18 protein-coding genes and 1 riboswitch are annotated in these 20,152 nt (G+C 44.5%); of the genes, 6 read left to right on the forward strand and 12 right to left on the reverse strand.

Annotated elements, in window-relative coordinates; translation table 11 throughout:
* Positions 1 to 17: 17 nt before the first annotated feature.
* From V1358_RS14455 to V1358_RS14470, 4 genes are all read right to left on the reverse strand, one after another.
* Positions 18 to 1,607: an AbgT family transporter gene (locus V1358_RS14455; RefSeq protein ID WP_347389966.1), complete on the reverse strand. Its 1,590-nt coding sequence runs from the start codon at positions 1,605 to 1,607 to the stop codon at positions 18 to 20.
* Positions 1,608 to 1,813: 206 nt separating this feature from the next.
* On the reverse strand, positions 1,814 to 3,283 hold the full coding sequence (locus tag V1358_RS14460) for an FAD-binding domain-containing protein (RefSeq protein ID WP_347393982.1): 1,470 nt from the start codon (positions 3,281 to 3,283) through the stop codon (positions 1,814 to 1,816).
* On the reverse strand, positions 3,276 to 3,575 hold the full coding sequence (locus V1358_RS14465) for a hypothetical protein (protein ID WP_347393983.1): 300 nt from the start codon (positions 3,573 to 3,575) through the stop codon (positions 3,276 to 3,278). The genes V1358_RS14460 and V1358_RS14465 overlap by 8 nt, the downstream gene beginning before the upstream one ends.
* 55 nt (positions 3,576 to 3,630) lie before the next feature.
* Positions 3,631 to 3,888 carry a DUF3081 family protein gene (locus V1358_RS14470; RefSeq protein ID WP_347393984.1) on the reverse strand — a complete coding sequence of 86 codons (258 nt, stop codon included), beginning with the start codon at positions 3,886 to 3,888 and terminating at the stop codon, positions 3,631 to 3,633.
* A 91-nt stretch (positions 3,889 to 3,979) separates the two neighbouring features.
* Between V1358_RS14470 and V1358_RS14475 the strand changes: the two genes are divergently transcribed.
* A complete protein-coding gene (locus tag V1358_RS14475) occupies positions 3,980 to 4,942 on the forward strand; it encodes an MBL fold metallo-hydrolase (protein WP_347393985.1) in 963 nt (320 codons plus the stop codon).
* Here V1358_RS14475 and V1358_RS14480 read toward each other — a convergent pair.
* Complete coding sequence (locus tag V1358_RS14480) at positions 4,932 to 5,729, reverse strand: helix-turn-helix domain-containing protein (protein ID WP_347393986.1); 798 nt, start codon at positions 5,727 to 5,729, stop codon at positions 4,932 to 4,934. The two genes, V1358_RS14475 and V1358_RS14480, sit on opposite strands and share 11 nt — an antisense overlap.
* A 76-nt stretch (positions 5,730 to 5,805) precedes the next feature.
* Between V1358_RS14480 and V1358_RS14485 the strand changes: the two genes are divergently transcribed.
* On the forward strand, positions 5,806 to 6,624 hold the full coding sequence (locus V1358_RS14485; RefSeq protein ID WP_347393987.1) for a TlpA family protein disulfide reductase: 819 nt from the start codon (positions 5,806 to 5,808) through the stop codon (positions 6,622 to 6,624).
* On the opposite strand, the gene V1358_RS14490 is transcribed toward V1358_RS14485, so the two are convergent.
* The gene (locus tag V1358_RS14490) at positions 6,621 to 6,779 is read right to left on the reverse strand and encodes a DUF2256 domain-containing protein (RefSeq protein ID WP_347393988.1); all 159 of its coding nucleotides are present in this window, start codon (positions 6,777 to 6,779) and stop codon (positions 6,621 to 6,623) included. The two genes, V1358_RS14485 and V1358_RS14490, sit on opposite strands and share 4 nt — an antisense overlap.
* Positions 6,780 to 7,051: 272 nt before the next feature.
* Between V1358_RS14490 and V1358_RS14495 the strand changes: the two genes are divergently transcribed.
* Both V1358_RS14495 and V1358_RS14500 read left to right on the forward strand, forming a co-directional pair.
* Complete coding sequence (locus tag V1358_RS14495) at positions 7,052 to 7,369, forward strand: hypothetical protein (protein WP_347389958.1); 318 nt, start codon at positions 7,052 to 7,054, stop codon at positions 7,367 to 7,369.
* 501 nt (positions 7,370 to 7,870) lie between these two features.
* Positions 7,871 to 7,955: riboswitch (cyclic di-GMP riboswitch) on the forward strand.
* A gap of 74 nt (positions 7,956 to 8,029) precedes the next feature.
* On the forward strand, positions 8,030 to 11,023 hold the full coding sequence (locus tag V1358_RS14500) for an Ig-like domain-containing protein (protein WP_347393989.1): 2,994 nt from the start codon (positions 8,030 to 8,032) through the stop codon (positions 11,021 to 11,023).
* Positions 11,024 to 11,167: 144 nt separating this feature from the next.
* On the opposite strand, the gene V1358_RS14505 is transcribed toward V1358_RS14500, so the two are convergent.
* From V1358_RS14505 to V1358_RS14515, 3 genes are all read right to left on the reverse strand, one after another.
* Positions 11,168 to 13,471: a hypothetical protein gene (locus V1358_RS14505; RefSeq protein WP_347393990.1), complete on the reverse strand. Its 2,304-nt coding sequence runs from the start codon at positions 13,469 to 13,471 to the stop codon at positions 11,168 to 11,170.
* A 465-nt stretch (positions 13,472 to 13,936) separates the two neighbouring features.
* Positions 13,937 to 14,719, reverse strand: coding sequence for a DsbA family protein (locus V1358_RS14510; RefSeq protein WP_347393991.1), 783 nt, complete (start codon positions 14,717 to 14,719; stop codon positions 13,937 to 13,939).
* Positions 14,720 to 14,751: 32 nt separating this feature from the next.
* The gene (locus V1358_RS14515; protein WP_347393992.1) at positions 14,752 to 16,122 is read right to left on the reverse strand and encodes a sigma-54 dependent transcriptional regulator; all 1,371 of its coding nucleotides are present in this window, start codon (positions 16,120 to 16,122) and stop codon (positions 14,752 to 14,754) included.
* A 378-nt stretch (positions 16,123 to 16,500) separates the two neighbouring features.
* Between V1358_RS14515 and V1358_RS14520 the strand changes: the two genes are divergently transcribed.
* A complete protein-coding gene (locus V1358_RS14520; RefSeq protein WP_347393993.1) occupies positions 16,501 to 16,857 on the forward strand; it encodes a zinc ribbon domain-containing protein in 357 nt (118 codons plus the stop codon).
* A 109-nt stretch (positions 16,858 to 16,966) separates the two neighbouring features.
* Here the strand turns inward: V1358_RS14520 and V1358_RS14525 are convergent, their stop codons facing one another.
* Positions 16,967 to 17,209, reverse strand: a complete 243-nt coding sequence (locus V1358_RS14525; protein WP_347393994.1) for an HP1242/YdcH family protein — start codon at positions 17,207 to 17,209, stop codon at positions 16,967 to 16,969.
* Positions 17,210 to 17,597: 388 nt separating this feature from the next.
* On the opposite strand from V1358_RS14525, the gene V1358_RS14530 reads away from it, so the two are divergent.
* A complete protein-coding gene (locus V1358_RS14530; protein WP_347393995.1) occupies positions 17,598 to 17,846 on the forward strand; it encodes a TIGR03643 family protein in 249 nt (82 codons plus the stop codon).
* Position 17,847: 1 nt separating this feature from the next.
* Here V1358_RS14530 and V1358_RS14535 read toward each other — a convergent pair whose 3' ends face one another.
* Positions 17,848 to 18,651: a DUF1338 domain-containing protein gene (locus tag V1358_RS14535; RefSeq protein ID WP_347389949.1), complete on the reverse strand. Its 804-nt coding sequence runs from the start codon at positions 18,649 to 18,651 to the stop codon at positions 17,848 to 17,850.
* Positions 18,652 to 18,690: 39 nt separating this feature from the next.
* Positions 18,691 to 20,151, reverse strand: coding sequence for a succinylglutamate-semialdehyde dehydrogenase (astD, locus tag V1358_RS14540; RefSeq protein WP_347393996.1), 1,461 nt, complete (start codon positions 20,149 to 20,151; stop codon positions 18,691 to 18,693).
* Position 20,152 lies beyond the last annotated feature (1 nt).

Raw genomic sequence — 20,152 nt, forward strand, 5'->3', positions numbered from 1 at the left:
TGGCTCGTGAGCAGGGGTTAAGGCTGGTAGTAGGTTGGTGAACCTGGACCTACAGGCATACCTAATACGAATACCCAGATGTAGAATAAACACACCCAACCAACAAAGAAAATCATGCTGTATGGCAGCATGGTGGCCACAAGTGTCCCAATCCCCATGTCTTTTTTGTACTTGGTGGCGACGGCGAGTATCAAGCCAAAGTAACTCATCATCGGGGTGATCAAATTGGTTACTGAGTCACCGATACGATAAGCAGCTTGAATGGTTTCAGGCGCGTAGCCGATAAGCATCAACATAGGCACAAAGATAGGGGCTGTGACAGCCCATTGTGCAGAAGAAGAGCCCAAGCTGAGGTTAACCAACGCACACATTAGAATGAAGAATACGAATACCTCTGGACCAGTAAGGTTTAATGCTTGTAACAATGCAGCGCCATTAACCGCCAGAATCGTACCTAGGTTTGTCCATTTAAAAAATGCCACGAATTGTGCTGCGAAGAACACCAGTACGATGTACATACCCATCGCACCCATGCTCTTACTCATCGCATCAATCACATCACGGTCATTTTTCATTGAGCCAACAACACGACCATACACAAAACCAGGAATAGCAAATGTAATGAAGATAATGACCACGATACCTTTGAGGAATGGCGACCCTTTTACTTCACCTGTGACCTGATGACGTAAAATACCATCTTCAGGAATAATCGTTAGTGAAAGAATAACGCCAAGCGCTAAAAAGGTTAAACCCGCCCACTTTAAGCCACTTTTTTCAACTTTGCTCAGATGCTCAATTTTGTTTTCACCTAAGTCGACACTGGCTTCCTTTGGATCGTATTTACCTAAGCGCGGTTCAACGATTTTCTCAGTTACCCAAGTACCCAAAAAGGCGATTAAAAACACTGAGATAAACATGAAGTAGTAGTTTGCTTCAGCGCCTACTTGGTAGTCAGGGTCAATCATTTGCGCCGCTGGCGTGGTGATCCCCGCAAGCAGAGGGTCAATAGTGCCCAATAACAAGTTAGCGCTGTAACCACCGGATACACCAGCAAAAGCTGCGGCTAGACCGGCCAAAGGGTGACGGCCTAAACTATGGAATATCATCGCCGCGAGTGGGATAAGTACGACGTAACCAAGCTCTGAAGCTGTGTTAGACAGGATAGCAGCGAACACCACCATAAAGGTGACTAGTCGCTTTGATGCGCCCATAACCATGCCACGCATTGCTGCTGATAAAAGTCCTGAGTGCTCAGCTACGCTCACACCTAGTAGCGCAACAAGCACTGTGCCCAGCGGTGCAAAGCCAGTGAAGTTGGTCACTAGCCCTTCAAATATACGGCGTAAACCTTCAGCGCTCATTAGGCTTACAACTTCAATCACCCCATCTGGATCGCGGCCTTTGGCTCCTTCCGGGCGAGGGTCGATGGCACTTAGGCCTGCCCAATCAGCGATGCCACTGATCACCACGATGGCGACACAGAAAAGGGCAAACAGAGTTATTGGGTGAGGTAACAAGTTGCCGAGAAATTCGACAGTCGCAAGAAAGCGGTTAAACCAGCCTTTTTGCTCTTGTTCTGGTACGGCGGATACAGCTTTTGTCATACCTAATTAATCCATGGAGTCTCAAATGGTGGGGACAATAACATTTTCAAGGGGCTAAATCTTCTATTAGCGGCTAATAATAAGTTAGAAACGATGAGCAGCAAAAAAAAAGCAGAGACGGGGGAGTCTCTGCCTACCCATAAAGGGAAGAAGTCTGCTTTTATAGGGAAAAGCTTTAACTATTACGTGCTGAAAAAATAAACGGATCAAAATAAATTTAATTGTTTGGTATTTTTGTTCGAACTGACTTTTTTCTTTTGCCTTTTCCGACTGGCGTGTGTGGTAATAATCCGTTGTGTCTCGCTGCGATTGACGTGAGCTTTGTAAAACGCGGAGATTTTTTCTTTGGCTTGGCGCAGAGCAACATCAGGAGGAAATGAGGGTCTGTCGTAACTATCTGTTTTTAGCTTTGTGTAAAGCCAAGGAGTATGAATGTAAGCACTTGGCACATGGTCCAATTCTGGCAGCCACTTGCGAATAAAATGACCTTGCGCATCATATTTCTGCCCTTGGGTGACGGGATTATACATGCGCCAAGGGTTTATCCCCGTCGTTCCTGACTGCATTTGTACTTGCGGGTAATGAATACCCGGCTCGTAATCGACAAACTGCTGCGCTAAAAAGGCAGCAGGCTGGTGCCAGTCTAACCAGAGTTGGTAACTTGCGTAGGCAATGAGCATGGCCCGCATCCTAAAATTAAGCCAACCGTGGTGGTGTAAATAGCGCATGCACGCGTCGACAAAGGGCACCCCAGTTTGGCCCTGACACCAGCGCTGGAACTGCATTGGGTCAAACTCATTTTCGCGTAGGGTGACTAAATCTTGGTGCACAGCTTGTTCGCAATAGCGCGGTTCAGATTCCAGCTTTTGCACAAAATGACTATGCCAATGTAATCGCGAGAGCACCGCATCACGGTTGCCATCACATGACGGGAGGGCATAAAGTCGTTGCATCGTATCGCGCAAGCTAACCAATCCGTAAGCAAGGTACGGACTCAAACGTGAACACGCAGTGCCACTTTTGATGATAGACGATATGCCATAGCGATAGTGACGAATTCGTTGTGTAAAAAAACTATTTCGTGTGTTGATGGCCGCTGTATGGCTGCCGCGTTGCGCGCTAATGGCTTCTAGTTCATCATCGCCTACATAATTATCAAGCAATGCCAAGCCATCATGATGTGTAATGAGGCTGAGTAACTTTTGCGGTGCGGGATAACAGCTTTGTTCCAGCCAATCGTTGGCTTTAGCGTGCCATGTATCCCTGTCAATTTTGCCGCGAAACACAGCTTGTTGGCGGTACGTGTTGACTGTGATCCCATGTTGCTTGCACCATGCGAATACTTGTTGGTCCCGCGCAAATGTCCAACTGTTCCCCGTTTCTTGATGATTAAAAAGTGTGTCGATAGGCGCATGTTGATGAATGCGTGACAACACATCACAGACATCACCGCTGCGCACCAACAAAAAAGCGCCAATTTTTTCTAGCTCAGTTGCCAGCGAACGAAGTGCTTGGGCAATGAAGGTGAATTGCCTCATGCTGGTGTCTTCCAGTTGCCAGTAGTGTGGCTCAATCACATACACAACCAGTGTAGGCTTCCCGTTTAGCGCCGCAAAGTGCAATGGCGCGTGGTCGTCTAAGCGAAAATCTCGCTTCAACCACACCAGATTAATCATCTAATATGCCCTTGAATAACAACGGATAACGGCGTAAACGTCTGCCGATGTAATCGTCACTAAGTAATTGAGCACACAGAGAATCAACGTCCTCGTGCGCTGCAAAAACCCAATCAAAACGTTCAATGGCGAGCAAGAAGCCACGCTTTAGATGTGGCTGTTGGCGATAATATTCCAAATTATCTTTGATGAGCGCTACTTTATGTGGCTGCTGCTTTAAGGCTTCGACAACTCGCTCGATATGATTTTGTAACGGTGCCGGAGTGGGCCTATATCGCCTAGGTCTGTGCACGTAAAACCCTCGCATAATACAAAGTGGTTTATACGCTCAATCAATTGCGGGGCGATCAGTCCTGATGTGCGATGCTGAGGACTTTGTTCATAAAATCCTCTTTATTTTTATCGCTTTGATAGTCAAGGTGATAGGTATTGTGAAATCCAAAACGTAGCAGCACACCACTGCCTTCAATGTAGACTGTGTAGCCATCTATATCACTATAGGCGTACAGTCCTTGGTACAACTTTCCTTTTTCTGTTTGCTCGCCGTGTTTTTGAATCTGTTCGTACACATTGAGTAGAGTTTTGGTATCGATATCGTTTTTCATAACTGGTTATCCTGATAAATGTGCCTTAGTGTTATTCTTTGGGCGCACGTCGTAAAATTAAACTCAGATACAAAGATAGTAGGAAAAAGATTTGCGAGTACAAGTATTAGGAAGTAGTTCTGGGACGCCAACAACGCAAAGAAATGTATCAGCTTATGCGGTGTTTAGAGACGATTTAAAACCTTGGTATCTTGTCGATTGTGGTGAAGGGACCCAACATCAAATTCTTAAAAGCACGCTCGCTATCTACCATCTTGAAGCCATTTTCATAACCCATAAACATGGCGATCACTGCTATGGGCTCCCCGGTTTGATAGCTTCCGCTGGGTTGTCTGGCAGAACCCACCCTATGTATCTTATCGCGCCTGACGAAGTGCTTTCTTTTGTGCGAGCTGTGCTGGAAATGACCGAGTTAACCTTAGCGTTTGAGCTGAAATTACTCAGTGTTGAACAATGCGCTGGCCAGTCTTTCTCGTGGGTCGATGTCACCACATGCCCACTAAAACATCGGGTCCCCAGCTACGCTTATAAATTCGTTGAGACTCAGATAGTACGCAAATTAAATATCAACAAGTTAACTGAACATGGTATCCCCAGTGGACCACATTTTAACTTATTACAACGTGGCGAAAATACGTCCTTCAACGGTCAAATATTGCTCAGTGATGACTACACATTTAATGCATGGCGGGCACGCGTCATTATTGTTTGTGGCGATAACGAAGCACCAAAGTGCTTGGATGACGAGATTGAGGGCACGGATTTGCTGGTGCATGAAGCGACGTTTTTAGCGGTAGATTTAAAAAAGGTGGGTTTTCATACCGGCCACAGTGACGTTGAGCGAGTGGCGGAATATGCGCAAAAACGAGAGCTCCCAAGCCTGCTACTCACGCATTTCAGTGCTCGATATGGTGGGGAACTGTGCATGAATAGGATAAAAGAAACTGCGCAAGCCCGATACAGTGGCGCTCTCTATATCGCTGCTGATGGCATGACGATTGAAGTTGACAAGCAGGGTGTTTCTCACCTTATCGAAGCACAATTCAGCGGTTAATTTGCTTTGATTTTAACGTTTTATATTGCCTTGGGGTCATTCCGACCACGTGCTTAAACTGCCGCGTAAAATGGGCTTGATCAGCAAAACCGATGTCATGGGCGATTTGGGTCAGTGATGTGTTGGGGTTGGTCTTGATGGTAGCCCTTGCTCTGGCAACTTTCTTCAATATATCAATGGTTTTTAACGGCAAGCCTATTTGATTGAGGGCATGGCGTTCCACTGAGCGTTTGCTCATCTTTATGGTATCAGCAACAACACTACTGTTGCCGCATTCGTTAATAAGTCGGGCACTTAGCTTCAAATGAGGAGTCGCGTTTTCTGAGCTGCTTTTGAGTAGTTGTTCGGTAAATTGTGTAAAAGACATGTTTGGGTGCAGCAGTGGTAAAAATGCTGTGCGAGGTAAGTCACCGATCGCGAGCATCTGTCCTGTTAGCTCATGCGCAGGAAGGTTAATGAGGGCTTGTTGTTGACCAATGTGAAAACGTGCGCCGAACATATGGGCATCGGCACTACACCTAATAATTTGAGCTTGTTCGTTGGCACCGCATACATACACTCCCTCAGTGAGTAAGCAATCATTGATATATACGTGTGGGCCACGAACAACAAACAAGCCCATCCGCCCATCGGCGTGTAATAGTTGCTCGCTCCAAAGGTTATCCTTACTGACCTTTGAGCACCAAATCTCAGAAATCGATTTGTCGTCGAGAGTGCGCGTTGATAACCCAAAATGATCAATGGGTTGTAACTTGCTGGCATACATCTCACTGGGGAGTAACGTCATAGCTGTCGCTTTTATTCAATTTCTGGCTCTAGCTTATTGCTATTGTAGATGTAGTACAATCTTAGCGAGCACAAAAATGAAACGATTATTGATATTTTTTATGGCAGTGATACCCATGCTTACTTTTGCACACCCTTTGCAAGATGTGCGTGTTGTGGCATTGGATAGCCAACAAAGCATCTCTGTTAAAAACTATGCCCAAGGCAAACCCCTTTACATTGAAATGTGGGCCACTTGGTGTAGTCCATGCATGAAACAAATGCCGGCTTTGCAAAAGCATTACAGAGAATTTGGTGAAGACATCGCTTTCTTGGCGGTTAACATCGACCTCAATGACGACGCCGAGGCGATTCAAAAGGTCGTTGATAAATTTGGTCTTACAGTACCAATGGCTCAAGATACCGAAAATTCATTAGCAACCACGATGCAGCTAAACGGCACGCCATTGCATTTGGTATTCAATCGCAAGGGTGATCTTGTATATCGCACGCATGAAACCGATGAGCAGCTAGAAACAGTGTTAACGCAACTCAAGCAGGGTGTTGAACTTGCTGCCATTGCACCGACACAGACTAAAGCGTATGACTACCAATTTGATACTGATATCGTATTGTTCAGTGCAATTTGGTGTGAAACTTATTGGGCAACGCGTAACCCCAAAGCGGCGCAAGAGTGCCAGCAAGCAAGAATGCAAGTCAATGGCATGCTTAGACAAGGTAAGTCAGTTACAGTTGTAGTGTCTAACTTGTGGACTTCAGAACAAGATGCGACTGCTTATAAAGGGGAGTTTGCTGATGAAGTGACTATGGTGATTGATGAGAACGGTAAATTGTTTAAACGCCATGGTATTAAATCGATACCACGTATCCTGACCTTAGACTCTGAGTTGCGTTAAACAGGCCCGTTGCGTTGTGCTTTGCGGGCTTTAGCGCAACGCTTAGAACAATATTTAACTTCTTCCCAATTCAATTGCCACTTCTTGCGCCAACTGAACTCCAGCCCACAAATAGGGCAAGTCTTGCTGGGTAAATGAGCTTTTTTGTGGGCCATCTTGCAACTTGTTGGTCGTGTTTTAAGTTTAAAACGTATTGGTAATAAGTGAGGATCATTTTTGTGTTGCTAACAAGGCTACTACAGAACAGCACAAAAACTGGGACAAAATGACCAAATTGCGTCACTATATTATTGCGCATTAATGATTTTGTGCCGTGTTATACGAGGTTAATCACGCAGGAGAAAATGAACACTTTTTATGAGTGATTTCATAGCGCGTTCAGTTAAAACTGCTAATCTCAAAAGATACTTCTTTAAGGAACAAAACGATGAAAGCATATATTTATGTAGGTTTGATTGGACTCAGCTTAGTAACAGGTATGGCGTACGCCAAAGATAAGGATAAGGACAAGCACGATCACAAAAGCTTGCCACCTGGCTTAGAGAAGAAAGTAGATAATGGCGGCGACTTGCCTCCAGGCTGGCAGAAAAAGTTGAGACGTGGTGACATTTTAGACCGCGACATTTATCGCCGCGGCAAAGTAATCAATCGCGGTGGGGATGGCCTCATCTCTATCGAAGTAGACGGTTCTATCATCCGATTGATAGATGATACCCGTGAGATTGTTGATATCATTAGCCGTTAAAACTAACGTATACGATACGAACTCAGCCCGATGCTGGGTTCGTCTCCATCTATCATCCTCTTGAAGACTACCTCCGCGAATAACCCTCATATATTCCGACAAATCTGGCGACACAAAACCCTACCGGTATTAAATGCCGCTGTTGCAAATTTGTAAATTAAATTAGGCTCTACCGTCAGGTTTCTGTTCTCTAGCTTTGTAACCATGCAAAGTAATCACTTTGACATCACTCGCTGATTACACTTTCACCAATAAACTGAAAATAGAGCTCTATCTGGCAGGATTTTCACCATATTTGTGTGATTAAAATGCACGCTATTCAAATTATGGGGTAATAACTTATTCCTAAGAAAAAATGTTTGCTTCTTGCTTGTTGATTTCATTAGGAATTCAAAAGTAGCTCAAAAAAAGCACAATTTTGTTGTTGAGTTTTTTGCAATCATGTTGCTAAAATTATGCTCAACGCGGTGCTTGATCGCCTGCGTTCCTTTTTCGAAAGCACTCTCGAAATGGCAAACATCAAGTAATTGGTGGACGCAAAGCCACAGGCCCTACTAGTAAAATAGAGGGTGGCTGGGTTACCGAAGGAATGTGATCAAGAGCTCAGTATAAATACTGAATGCTTTCGAAGTGATGTTTAAACTTTGAGAGGGTTCAGTTGTGAGCACCAAACTTTGCACTTTAACGTCTACGAACACCACTTTCACAGCAAGTAAAGCTTGCGCGTATACCGCGCTAATGCTTGGTTTGAGCTTTACTGCAATGCGAGTACAGGCAGCAATGCCACAAGCCCAACAAGTTAAGTTGCAAACTCTACAACTAACATCAATGGCCAAAACGAACAATGGCCAAAGCTCGATGTCTACTGGTCAAATGCTGGCCGTGGCGAAAGAGCGCCAAAACGCGCAGTACCATCTTCTCGGTCAAGACCCAAGTACCGTTCTTCGTACAATTATCCCGCAAACAAAACGTGGCACTATGCCCGCTGACGTTGCGGCAACCTTAGCTCAGAAAAAACAGGTAACCGGTGAGTTAGAGCTTGTTTATCTTGATTCTGAGGAACAAGGTAAAACGCGCCTTCGTTATTTCCTTGATACCGGCAACGAACACATTGAGCTATTCGTTGCGACTAATGCACAAAGTCAGGAGTTAAAATCTGGAGACAAATTGAGTGTTAAGGGCTGGCAGTTCACCCAAAACACTGAACAAAACGCCACTACTCGCATGTTACTTGATAACGACTTATCTAGCTTACAAGTGCTCGCAGCGGGTGATGCATCAAGCGATTCGACTTCGGGTGTAACTTCACCACTGACTGGTACAACGGGTGAGCAAAAAACCTTGGTGCTATTACTTAACTTCCAAGATAACCCAAGCTTACAACCATGGACCGAACAAGAAGTTCAGGACATGGTTTTTGGTCGCGTCAACGACTATTTCAAAGAGGCTTCATATGGCCAAACATGGTTAAGCGGTGATGTACGTGGCTACTACACTATGCCGATTGACACTACCTGTGACTACTTTGGTATGGATCAGCACGCTCGCCAAGTAGCAAAAGACAATGGTGTTGATTTGAGCCAATACCAACGCCTAGTGTATATGCTGCCCAAAAACGATAGCTGCGGTTGGCGTGGTCAAGGCACCGTAGGTGGAACGCCTTCACGTGCTTGGTTAAACGGTGAATTGAATCTAATGACGATTGGCCATGAGCTTGGTCACAACCTAGGTTTGAAACACGCTAAAGAATTGAGCTGTGGCTCTGGTTATATTAGCGATTCGTGTTTTGCTGTTACTTACGGTGACAAATTTGACATCATGGGTAAATCTGAAGGTCACTTCAATGCATTTAATAAAGAGCGTTTGGGTTGGCTTACTCAAAATGCTGGTCAAGTAGTGACTGCACATGAAGACGGCAACTATATCATCGAGCCGCTTAGTACAGCGATGTCAGGTAATGCTAAAGCGTTGAAAGTGCGCCGTGGTACAGATGCAACAACAGGTGCACCACTTTGGTATTACCTAGAGTATCGTCAAGCGCAAGGTTTCGATTCATTTATGGCCGGTACCGCAGCAACCAATGGTGTATTGGTGCACTTAAATCAATCAAAAGATGATATCGAGAGTAGTCAAATCCTCGACATGACACCTAAAAGTAGTATTTATGACCTTGATGATGCAGCGTTAGTCGCAGGGAGCACCTATACCGATGAAGTTGCGGGTGTAAGTATTTCAACTGAGTGGGTAAACGCAACGGTTGCCAGCGTATCAGTTAGCTATACAGGCCAAATGTGTGCAGCGGCTAATCCAACGATAAATGTGTCTCCAGTCGCGAGTGCATGGGTAGCTCCGGGAACGACCGTAACTTATAACGCAACATTGAGTAACCAAGACAGCCTGGAGTGCTCAGCATCTGAATTTACTGTAACTCCTACTGTTCCTGCGGGCTGGGTAGCAACGGCTGCCACTGCAACAGTCTTACCAGGTCAAAGTGCTTCAGTGAGCTTTGAAGTGACTTCCCCTGCAGCGGCAACAGATGGTTTTTATGATATAGCTGTAACAGCAGTTAATGCGTCTGACGCACAATACACTGGTGCTATGACAGTTTCTTATGTTGTAGAAGCACCAGTTGCTCAATGTGAGCTGGCAAATCCGACTTGGGTGTTAGCTGCAAACAATCCTGAGGCTGTAGAGGCTGGCACTGCAGTGAGCTACCAAGGCACGCTGACAAATAATAACAGCGAGTCATGTGACACTACTGAATTTACTGTTGATGCGACATTACCAGCTGGTTTTAGCGCCGCTACTCAAACTGTGGCATTGGCTTCAGGTCAGTCACAGACAATCGATTTAGACGTAGTTTCATCAACGACTGTAGATGCAGGTGTGTATGACTTTAGTGTTGTGGCAAACAACATTGCGCAAACTCAGTATCAATCAGCAGTGACTGCAACCTACGTAGTGGCAGAGCCAGCACCTGTGTGTGTTGCTAACGCGCCGGTTGTTGGTGTGCAAACTACAGCGGGTACTGTGAATGCCGGTCAAGAGCAGCTCTATACTGTAACTGTAACTAACAACAATACAGATTGTGCACCGGCATCTTATTCGCTATCAATCATGACACCAGCAGATTGGTTCGCAGACAGTGCCCACATCACACTCGCTGATGGCGCAACTGAAACCGTGACCTTAGCGGTAGTCTCGGCTAATGATGCAACCGCAGGCACTTATGGTATGACATTAGTGGCTCAAGATCTGGAAAACAGTAATCTGAGCGCTTTCGCAACACTTTCATACAACATAGTTGCAAGTGTTAATCATGCGCCAATCGCGCAAGGTGACGCGGTAACCATCACCTCAAAAGGCGCAGTCACTATTAATGTACTGGCAAATGATATCGATGAAGATGGTGACACTTTGACCATTAGCTCACTAACACAAGGTAGCAAAGGGTCTGTCACCATTAACGCAAATGGTCACCTAGAGTACACACCAGCAAAAAGCTTTAAAAGCACTGATAGTTTTAGCTACACGGTTAGCGATGGTGAGTATGAGTCAACCACAACGGTAACTATTACCCTTTCTTCAGCAACAAGCGGTGGTGATACAGGAGGTTCAACCGGCGGTGGTAAAAAAGGCAAGGGTGGTAACTAACGATTTCACCTAGCTAAAGGAATAAATAAAAGGAGCCGGGACTGAGTCGCGGCTCCTTGCTTGGTTTTAGCGTTTTATATACGCCGTACGAACACTGTTTTTTCTAACTCAACATTCGCTAATCGCTAATCGCCAAAGGCTAAGTTAGTTACCAAAGCCATAGACTTGGATATCTACTTTATTGATAGTTGCATCGCCTTCATCATCTTCTAATGTAATGATTAGCTCATTGAGTTGATTAATAGCGGCAACACTATCTAGGCCAGGTCTGTATTCAATGGTGAAGGCACAAGAGTATGTTGAACCCGGTGAACCATTATAAGTGAGAAGCTGTCCTTGATTACATGCTGGGTAGTTCTGATTTTCATACGAACCACCTGAGTTAATCAATTTAAAGCCATCAACCGTCAAATCAGGCGAAGTCTCTTCCTCAGCGAACACATCAAATCCATCGAATAACATGGAAGTTAAGGTTACATTCTCAATACCCGTGTTGGTTAGCTCAACAACGGCCAGTAGACCTGCGCCAAATTTCACATCTGCGGCCGGAGCTGCTGGAATAAAGGTAACGCTCGCATCATCCATCTGCGTAACAGGGTCATTATCATCGTCGATACCATTGATGGTTGCTACATTTACGTGCACCTCACCTGAGTTACCTGTCAAATCGCGACTGATGTTACAACTTGCAGTTTCGCCCGGCATTAAGACAAAGTCTAACAAGTCAACGGGACCGAAAGGCATGCCATTTTTGGTATCGACTTTACACTCATCAGTGAGATCACCAAACATGTCATCAAGTAACTCTTTAAAGGTCACATTATCTACGCCACTTCCGTCAACGCCGAATGTGAAGGTGTATTCAACAGAACGAGTTTGTGACGGATCGTCACCTGTCTCTGGCACTTCAATGGGGTCTGCTACTTTCTCTAATGTGATGTTTGAAAGCACATTGCTGATCATAACTGTTTCTGACTCAGAACCAGTCGCTTCATCGCCTTCATTGTCTGTGCCTTTTGCTGTTACCACATTAGTGTGTGAACCTGCCATGTCGGCAGCTATCCATTGTGTAAATGAACATTGATAGAAGCCTTCGAAGTCCAATTGAGCACCGATGGCACAATCGCTATCCATTAGCGTAGTAAGGTCACCGAATACATCGTCCATTAGTGAAGTTATAGTGATAGGTGAATCCCACTTAGGAGAAGTGTTTGTCACGGTAATTGTGTATGTAACATCGCCGCCGGATTCAGGCACTTGGCTCACATTCGCTTCTTTAAGCACTGAGATAGAAGGTGCGACGTTAGTTAAAGTCACGCGTTTCTCATTACTACAGTGGTCACCGAATGATTGGCTTACATTACCGGGACAAGCTGCAAGAGCTTCAATACCATCTCCATTTGAGTCAGTGAGTGTCAACCTAACGGTATCATCGTATAACTCTGGGGTTTGATCGTCCGGTAAATCCGAATCAACAATTGTGACCGTGAATTGACAGCTATAGGATGCTCCGCCTAACACTTCGCCACCATTAGCAGGTTGTGAGCAGGTGCTATTGGTTAAGTACACGCCATCGGCGGTACCCGCAGAGGTTGTCGCTCCCCATAAGTCCAATGTGGTTTCAAAGCTATCATCGCCACCTTGGTCAATAACATCCTCAAGTGAACCTAAGAATATTGATGCACCAGAATTTGGGTTAGTGAAACTTACTGAATAAGTGAAACTACCACTTGGCTCAGTAGCAGTTGAACTAGCGCTTTCTAGAGTTTTAGTGATAACAGGAGCACTTGGTTTGATAAATATATCTATATCGAACGATTCACAACGACATTTTGATGGTGTGCCAGGAGCTGCGGGGTCATCTTCGCTACAGTCGGCACCGTCTTTGTTATGCCATGCTGCACAGTAGTTGAAGTCAACATACCCGGAATTGTCGTCATCGCGACAAAACAACGTGATTTCTTCACCAACATAAACGTGTGTTTCATCAAAGCCTGCCGCTTTAGAGATATCAGCACATTGGTCTTGGCCTTCTTCTAAATCAACGCCAGGTCCATTATTTTGCCCAAGCAATATAGAGCAAGTGTTGTCAGGATTAGAATCCTGCGCGCTCCAGTTTCCTTCAGGGAGATACACAGAATAATCGTATCGTTCATTCGCCGTAGTGGTGATACTAACATCAGCTTTGAAAGAAACACTTGAGCCCAATTGGCAGCTTACTGCAGGTGAACCATCTAAATTTCTAATGTTATCAACACTCGTTACGCGAATGTCTTTTGCGGTACAGTTTAAGTCAAACCCAGCTTGTTCAGCCATACAGGCTTGTTCCAGTTTCTGCGGAAAAAATGATGCGTGTACGGGCGCAGTACTAAAACCATATAGGGTTGCTGCGCTTATCAGAGTAACGCCCAAGACTCTAATAAGCTTTTTACAGTTAAATCGTTTCATAAGCATGACCTCGTTAACCGTTAGTTGTTGTAACTAGTTGTGAGTGGATTCTTACCCCTGTAGTTATGAGCAACGAGGGTGTAAGAGTAAGTCCGTTTATTACTGCTTAGTCGGTATAAAGTGTGAGCCTTCCATCGGCCGTAGAGATCTGTCCAGACTACGGGGGTGAAATTACACAGGTAGGGGTATAGAGCAAAGATTGAACCAATATACTAAGGTATTGATTTATAGTGATTTGATATCTTTATCTGAACTTTAGGTGAATAGGAGTGTTACGCAGGAGTAACAGTTTTTATAAAAGGCACAAGTTAAAGCCCTTGATTTAAGGTGTAAATGCTCAGATATTCATATAGTTAAGATTGTGTAGCATAGTGTTCACGACCTTGGTGAACAGTGTGGACAGTTCCTGATTTGAGTGCATGTTAGCGTGAGAGTTTACCTCGATGCGCTAACATGCATCATAACTTACTTTGTTTTGCTGTTTTCAAGGCTCTCAAGGATGCCGGCGAAAGTCTCGTAGCTCTGCGCACCGACTAATAACTGGGGGCTTACCAGTTGATTATTCTCAATCCTACCTATCAAGAAGCTAGGCGTACCTCGAATACCCAAGGACGAACCGTAACTTAAATCTCTTTCTATCTTTTGCATAATTTGTTGATCTGCCAGGCAGGTTTCGAACTGTTCCATGTTGAGCGATAAGTTTTGAGCACTTTGCTGGTAGAGTTCGTCACCCAGATTTCGCATGTTATTAAACAACAAGGTTCGCATTGGCCAATAGGCCTCTTGCTTTAAGCTACAATTCGCTGCTACGGCAGCACCCTTAGCTTTGGTATGAAAGCCAAGAGGAAAATCACGGGTAACGTATTTCACTTTGCCTTTATCGATATAGTTAGCTCTCAGCTTGGGAAAGGTGGTATCGATAAAGCGTTTACAGTATGGGCATTGATAATCTGAAAACTCTACGATAGCCAAGGTGGCGGTGGAATCACCTAGTTCAGGTAATGTACCACCACTATTGAAGTCGTTCTGGGTAGGCAGAGTTTTTGTTTGCGGTTGTTGCGATGCTTGGGCAATGATATGAATGTCATCGACTTGACTCGCGACGGTATTAAGTTGCTGTTTTAGTTCTACAATATCGGCTCTCAATGCTTTCACTTCTTCTTCCAACTTGGCGTTGTCGCCTTGGCAAGCAAAGAGCAATAAGGATGACCCAAGTAACACAGTGCGCGTTAAAATGTGTGGTTTCATTTGATGGTCCTCATCATGTTCACCGAGTCTGGTCACAATTTAATGTTGCACTTCTTAAGCAGACGATAAAAGGTCGTTCGAGAAATGTTAAGGTCCCTCGCAGCGGCGGACACGTTATGATTATTCTGCTCCATCGCATCTAACACCGACTGCGCGTCAATGTCATTTCTACGTTGAACCAGATCAATCATTCTGCCTTCTTCACTGTCAGTGAAGCCCGCTTTTATACCTAAATCAGACTCATTAATAATGCCAGTATCGCTCATGATAATGGCGCGTTGGATTCTATTCTTTAGCTCCCTAACATTTCCCGGCCACCCATATCTGAGCATGAGATCAACCGTGGTAGAAGAAAATGCAAAATTCTGATTTTGCGGCGTAAACTTATCCAAAAAGTCATTCGCTAATACTGGGATGTCTTGTCTGCGATTGCGCAGACTGGGTATCTCAAGCTGAATGATATTGATACGGTAATACAAATCTTCGCGAAACGTGCCTTGGTTTACGGCATTTTCTAAATCGACATGGGTTGCGAAAATAACGCGACAATCTACTTCAATGGTCTTGTGCCCACCCACGCGCTCAATAAGGCGCTCTTCCAAGAAGTGTAGTAGGTTAATTTGTAACTCAAGTGGCAAATCACCAATTTCATCAAGGAATAGGGTACCGCCATGTGCTCGCTCAATTTTACCGATATATTGTCGTTCGGCCCCCGTAAACGCGCCTTTCTCGTGGCCAAAAAGTTCAGAATGAATAAGTGTTGGTGGCAAAGCGCCACAATTGACTGTAACAAATGGACCTGAGCTGCGTGGAGACAAAGAATGGATATATTGCGCGCATAATCCTTTACCTGTTCCAGTCTCACCGCCTATCAATACCGTTTCGTCTGTGTTTGCTACTTTCTGGATAGTTTGTATCACATCGCGCATGATTCTAGATTCACCAAACACTAACGCATTCGACCGTGTCGCCGCTTGCTCTTTTTGCGCGAGCAAGCGCATCTGTGCCATACCGTATAAGTGCCCGAGTGAATGATCCAAGCGCTGCCAATCGATGGGCAGGTGATGATAGTCCATAAAGTAATCGGTAAAGCAATAGCTCAGATTGCCAGCCAAAGAGCTGCTGTCAGCAGAAATGGCCAACCACAAGAGGTTGTTAAATTGTGCTGATAGTTTTTCAACGGCCTTCAATAAACATGCTTGTCTGACTGGATCAATTACGGCAATTGCAACGCAACAATTGTATTGTTCAACAATTGTTGTAGCTGACTCTAGGGTGTCAGCATTAACAAAACGCCATGTATGATAAGAGGAACTTTGATCAGTTAAGCACATATCCTCGGTAAAGCTCAGCACTAGCACATTTCTTTCCATATGCGCCGTTGAGTTATGCTTTTTACCCAAACCCTATCCTTTGTTAAAAGGTGCGTGCCGCTGGGACATCGTCGTTATTACTGTAAATTTTAGGATAGCTAGCGCTGTTAGCAAGGTAAAAGCTCGATGCCCAAAAAGTTTGCCAATGAGATAGAAGCTCGACTTTGGTTGCATCTTTGGGCTTATCACCATTGCTAATGAGGGTATTTGGTGGCAGTTGTTGAGGCCTCGATATATTTAAGTCATATTGATTAAGTGCCTGTGAAGTCAATTAAGTTATTGAACTATCGGGAAACTGTGAATAATCATAATTAATTACAAGAGATACTTTCTCGTTCAGAGCTCTCTAAAAGCGTGTTTGAGAGATGGGCGTTATCTTTGTTAGTAGCTTAATAATAAGAGGGCTTAATGACATCACTACACAACTTATTTCAAGATTTAAGAATCTCTAAAAACTCAGTACAAGGGGACCAAAGTAAGGTTCGCACCTATCAAAATGAAGCGCATACGCAGACCCTCTCTGAAAAAATAGATCAGTTATACTTGATGAATCTAGCCGCCCTGGAATTGCTGAATGACTTGGGGGTGAGTCAGTCCCAGATCATGGCAAAGATTGAGGAGATTGATTTACGCGATGGAAAGTTAGATGACAAAGTAGCTCAGGCAACTCACTGTTCTGATTGTGGCCATCGTATTTCTGCGCGCAGGACACATTGTTTTTATTGCGGGTCAAAAATCAACAACTTGCAATATCAGCCACGCTAGATTAGCTCAGATTCATCGCAGTAGTTCCTGATCCTGAGCTTGGCATCTTTCAATTCTAGAGCGCACCGTGCCAACTTCAAATTGACGGCGCGCTGCTAGCTTTATGTCTTTATGCGTTTGCTTTTAGAAAGTCATATAACTCGTCTTTTAACGCCGCGCGTTGATGCTTCTTCTGGTGCATATCAGTATCCTCGATAGGGGAGTTTATCAGTTCCAAGTTACGGATTTCTTTGTCCATATCATCATAACGCTGCATGGCCTTTTTGAAGTGCAAATCATTTTTAGCAAGCACATGAATTAATTCATTAAATTCCGGGAATTCGTTAATCAAAGAGTGTTTTTCACCAAGCATAGTTAGCTCCTAATCCGTTTTTATAGATAGTTCAAACTGAAATATAACTCGTACCCAGTATAGGTTTGTTTAACTAGATCAAAAAATGTGACAGTGGGCTATATAAAATCGCTATTAGGGTAACTTGGTAAAAACATAGCGTTTTATTATGTCGGGTCATGGAATTATCAGTAACTATTGTGGATTGCATTACTAGAGGGTCGATAACTAACGCGATATTTACTTCTTCCCCCAAATATCTCTCAGATGATAAAAGGCTGGGGTAATTATCAAAATTTGATGCTCAGCTGCAGGTCGCAACTGATAGCTTTAAAAAGTAAAGTTGAGTTGCCCTGTGATCGCTTCATCACATAGTACGTTTAACTATCAAAACGCTTGAGAGATGAATATGTTAAATGAAAGTGATAAGTCTCGTGTAATTGAAATGGCATGGGAAGATAGAACGCCTTTTGAAGCCATTGAACATTTGTATGGTCTAGATGAAAAAGCGGTCATTGCCTTGATGCGCAATGAACTCAAAGAGTCGAGCTTTTGCTTGTGGCGTAAAAGGATGTCGGGAAGAAAAACCAAACATCAGGCCTTGCGTAGCCCCGATATAATTCGGGGTTACTGCAAGACCCAATACAAACACAGATAAATTATCGTGCGTTTGTGCTTTCAAAGATTTTATCAGCAGATGCTGCTACAAACCCTGTGTAGATCTCTCCATCAGGCTTTAAATAGCGCAGTGCAAATTCATAGAAGCAGCTAGGAACGGCGTATTCGCCATCGCTAAATGCGACCTTTGCATCGTCTGCAAGGGTAGATGATTGCTCAAGTAGCACCTCTGGTGAACCTTTGATCTCACCGCCAGACGTGTTCAGGGCAAAACCTGCATCTTTAAGCTTTTGGTTCACTTGTTCGATAGTATCGAACTGAGCTAGGTGGTTAATGCTCACTGTGAAGTGGTTGGCGCGATAACCCCAAGCTGCCATCCAAGCAGCGTATTCACTCTCTTCTAGCAATGTTTTATACATCTCATGGCTCACTTGCCAGTGTGTACCTGAGTATAAAAAATTGTCTGCAGTCACCGCATCTTCGTCAATTTGCTCAACCATTTGGTGAACGACTTTTTGCAGCTCTTCAGAGCATTTTTCAACTAACAGCTCAGAGATAAATACTTTAGGTTGAGTTGGATCTGAGTGCTCGTAGTGCTTCGCGTACAGCTTTTTCGCTTCAAAATGGTACTCACCACATTCTTTGTAGCCTACAGCTAAAAAATGAGCTGCTAGTTTCTCTAAACCCACTTTTGGTAGGTTGAAAGTACGCAAGGCAATATGATCGTTGATCACATCGTCTTGTTGTGTCGAACCCAAAAGCTCATGAACTTTTACCGCTGATGGGGTTACTTCAAGGTAGTTGTCCCAAAGCTTTTCAAATAGTGTGTTTACATCGTTGTGCATGTTTGTTCCTTAACGCGTAGTTGCGTGAATTATTCTTTATTAAAGCATTAAGCCCGGCGCTAATTTTTCTGGTAACGTGCTTTTTGGAGCTTCTACAGAAGCAACAGGGTAGGCACAGTAATCTGCTGCGTAATACGCACTGGCGCGGTGGTTGCCGCTGGCACCGATACCACCGAATGGCGCTGCACTTGAAGCGCCAGTGATTGGACGGTTCCAATTCACAATGCCTGCGCGGATACGCTTTAAAAAGTAATCATAATCTTGTTGTGAATCACCAAGTAGACCTGCAGAAAGACCGAACGAAGTATTGTTTGCTTCATTGATTGCTGCATCGAAGTCACTATAACGATACACCTTCAGAAGCGGGCCGAAGTGTTCTTCATCGGCCATGGTGATGTTTGATACATCGACGATACCCGGCGTAACAAAACCCGTACTTTCATCAAGATGCTTCATTTCTAATAAAGAAGTAGCGCCTTGATTGATAAGTTGCTCGTACGCGTTGCGCATGCCTGCCGCCGCTTTAGCACTGATCATTGCACCCATAAATGGTTGCTCTGGCGCGAAGCTGTCGCCAATTTTGATGTTTTTGGTTACTTCAATTAGGCGCGCGAGAATCGCATCACCTTGCTCACCGGTTTCAATAAACAAACGACGTGCACATGTACAACGCTGACCTGAAGTAATAAAGGCTGACTGCACGATATCGTGAACTGTGGCATCGATATCACTCACACCTTTGATGATCAACGGATTGTTACCACCCATCTCAAGAGCAAGGATCTTACCAGGATGACCACCAAATTGTTGATGCAGTAAATGACCTGTTTGCGAGCTACCGGTAAAGAATAGGCCATCAATATCTTGGTGCGAAGCCAGTGCTTTGCCTGTTTCAATCTCACCTTGCACTAGGTTTATCACACCCGCAGGAAGGCCAGCTTTTACCCATAGTTCAAGCGTGTGTTGCGCCACTTTTGGCGTCAGCTCAGATGGTTTGAATACCACAGTGTTACCCGCAAGGATTGCTGGAACAATGTGTCCATTTGGCAGATGGCCAGGGAAGTTGTAGGGGCCAAATACGGCTACTACACCATGAGGTTTATGACGAATAAAGGCTTGCGCGCCTGGCATTGGATTTTCAACTGTGCCCGTGCGCTCGTTATACGCTTTGATTGAAATGGCGATTTTGCCTGTCATTGCGCCTACTTCGGTGCGTGTTTCCCAAACTGGTTTGCCCGTCTCTTCAGCAATGGTCACAGCTAGGGCTTCGGCATTTTCTTTAAGCTGTTCTACAAAGCGCTCTAACAGTGCGATACGTTCTTCAAGACTGGTTTGCGCCCAAGAAAATTGTGCCGCGCGTGCACTTTTAACCGCAGCATCAACTTGTTCAGCGCTGGCACCTTGTCCTTGCCAAATTTGTTCGTTCTTGCTTGGATTAATAGAAGTAAATGTTGGGCCAAGACCTGCGACCCATTCGTTATTGATTAATTGCACTTGCATA

The organism is Pseudoalteromonas pernae, from assembly GCF_039831865.1.
Taxonomy (GTDB): Bacteria; Pseudomonadota; Gammaproteobacteria; order Enterobacterales; family Alteromonadaceae; genus Pseudoalteromonas; species Pseudoalteromonas pernae.

What these genes read in the sequence shown, in the direction of transcription:
- V1358_RS14455 (WP_347389966.1), bottom strand. Translation starts at nt 1,607, where the DNA reads ATGACAAAAGCTGTATCCGCCGTACCAGAACAAGAGCAAAAAGGCTGG.
- V1358_RS14460 (WP_347393982.1), bottom strand. Translation starts at nt 3,283, where the DNA reads ATGATTAATCTGGTGTGGTTGAAGCGAGATTTTCGCTTAGACGACCAC.
- V1358_RS14470 (WP_347393984.1), bottom strand. Translation starts at nt 3,888, where the DNA reads ATGAAAAACGATATCGATACCAAAACTCTACTCAATGTGTACGAACAG.
- V1358_RS14480 (WP_347393986.1), bottom strand. Translation starts at nt 5,729, where the DNA reads ATGACGTTACTCCCCAGTGAGATGTATGCCAGCAAGTTACAACCCATT.
- V1358_RS14485 (WP_347393987.1), top strand. Translation starts at nt 5,806, where the DNA reads ATGAAACGATTATTGATATTTTTTATGGCAGTGATACCCATGCTTACT.
- V1358_RS14490 (WP_347393988.1), bottom strand. Translation starts at nt 6,779, where the DNA reads ATGGCCCACAAAAAAGCTCATTTACCCAGCAAGACTTGCCCTATTTGT.
- V1358_RS14495 (WP_347389958.1), top strand. Translation starts at nt 7,052, where the DNA reads ATGAAAGCATATATTTATGTAGGTTTGATTGGACTCAGCTTAGTAACA.
- V1358_RS14505 (WP_347393990.1), bottom strand. Translation starts at nt 13,471, where the DNA reads ATGAAACGATTTAACTGTAAAAAGCTTATTAGAGTCTTGGGCGTTACT.
- V1358_RS14510 (WP_347393991.1), bottom strand. Translation starts at nt 14,719, where the DNA reads ATGAAACCACACATTTTAACGCGCACTGTGTTACTTGGGTCATCCTTA.
- V1358_RS14520 (WP_347393993.1), top strand. Translation starts at nt 16,501, where the DNA reads ATGACATCACTACACAACTTATTTCAAGATTTAAGAATCTCTAAAAAC.
- V1358_RS14525 (WP_347393994.1), bottom strand. Translation starts at nt 17,209, where the DNA reads ATGCTTGGTGAAAAACACTCTTTGATTAACGAATTCCCGGAATTTAAT.
- V1358_RS14530 (WP_347393995.1), top strand. Translation starts at nt 17,598, where the DNA reads ATGTTAAATGAAAGTGATAAGTCTCGTGTAATTGAAATGGCATGGGAA.
- V1358_RS14535 (WP_347389949.1), bottom strand. Translation starts at nt 18,651, where the DNA reads ATGCACAACGATGTAAACACACTATTTGAAAAGCTTTGGGACAACTAC.
- astD (WP_347393996.1), bottom strand. Translation starts at nt 20,151, where the DNA reads ATGCAAGTGCAATTAATCAATAACGAATGGGTCGCAGGTCTTGGCCCA.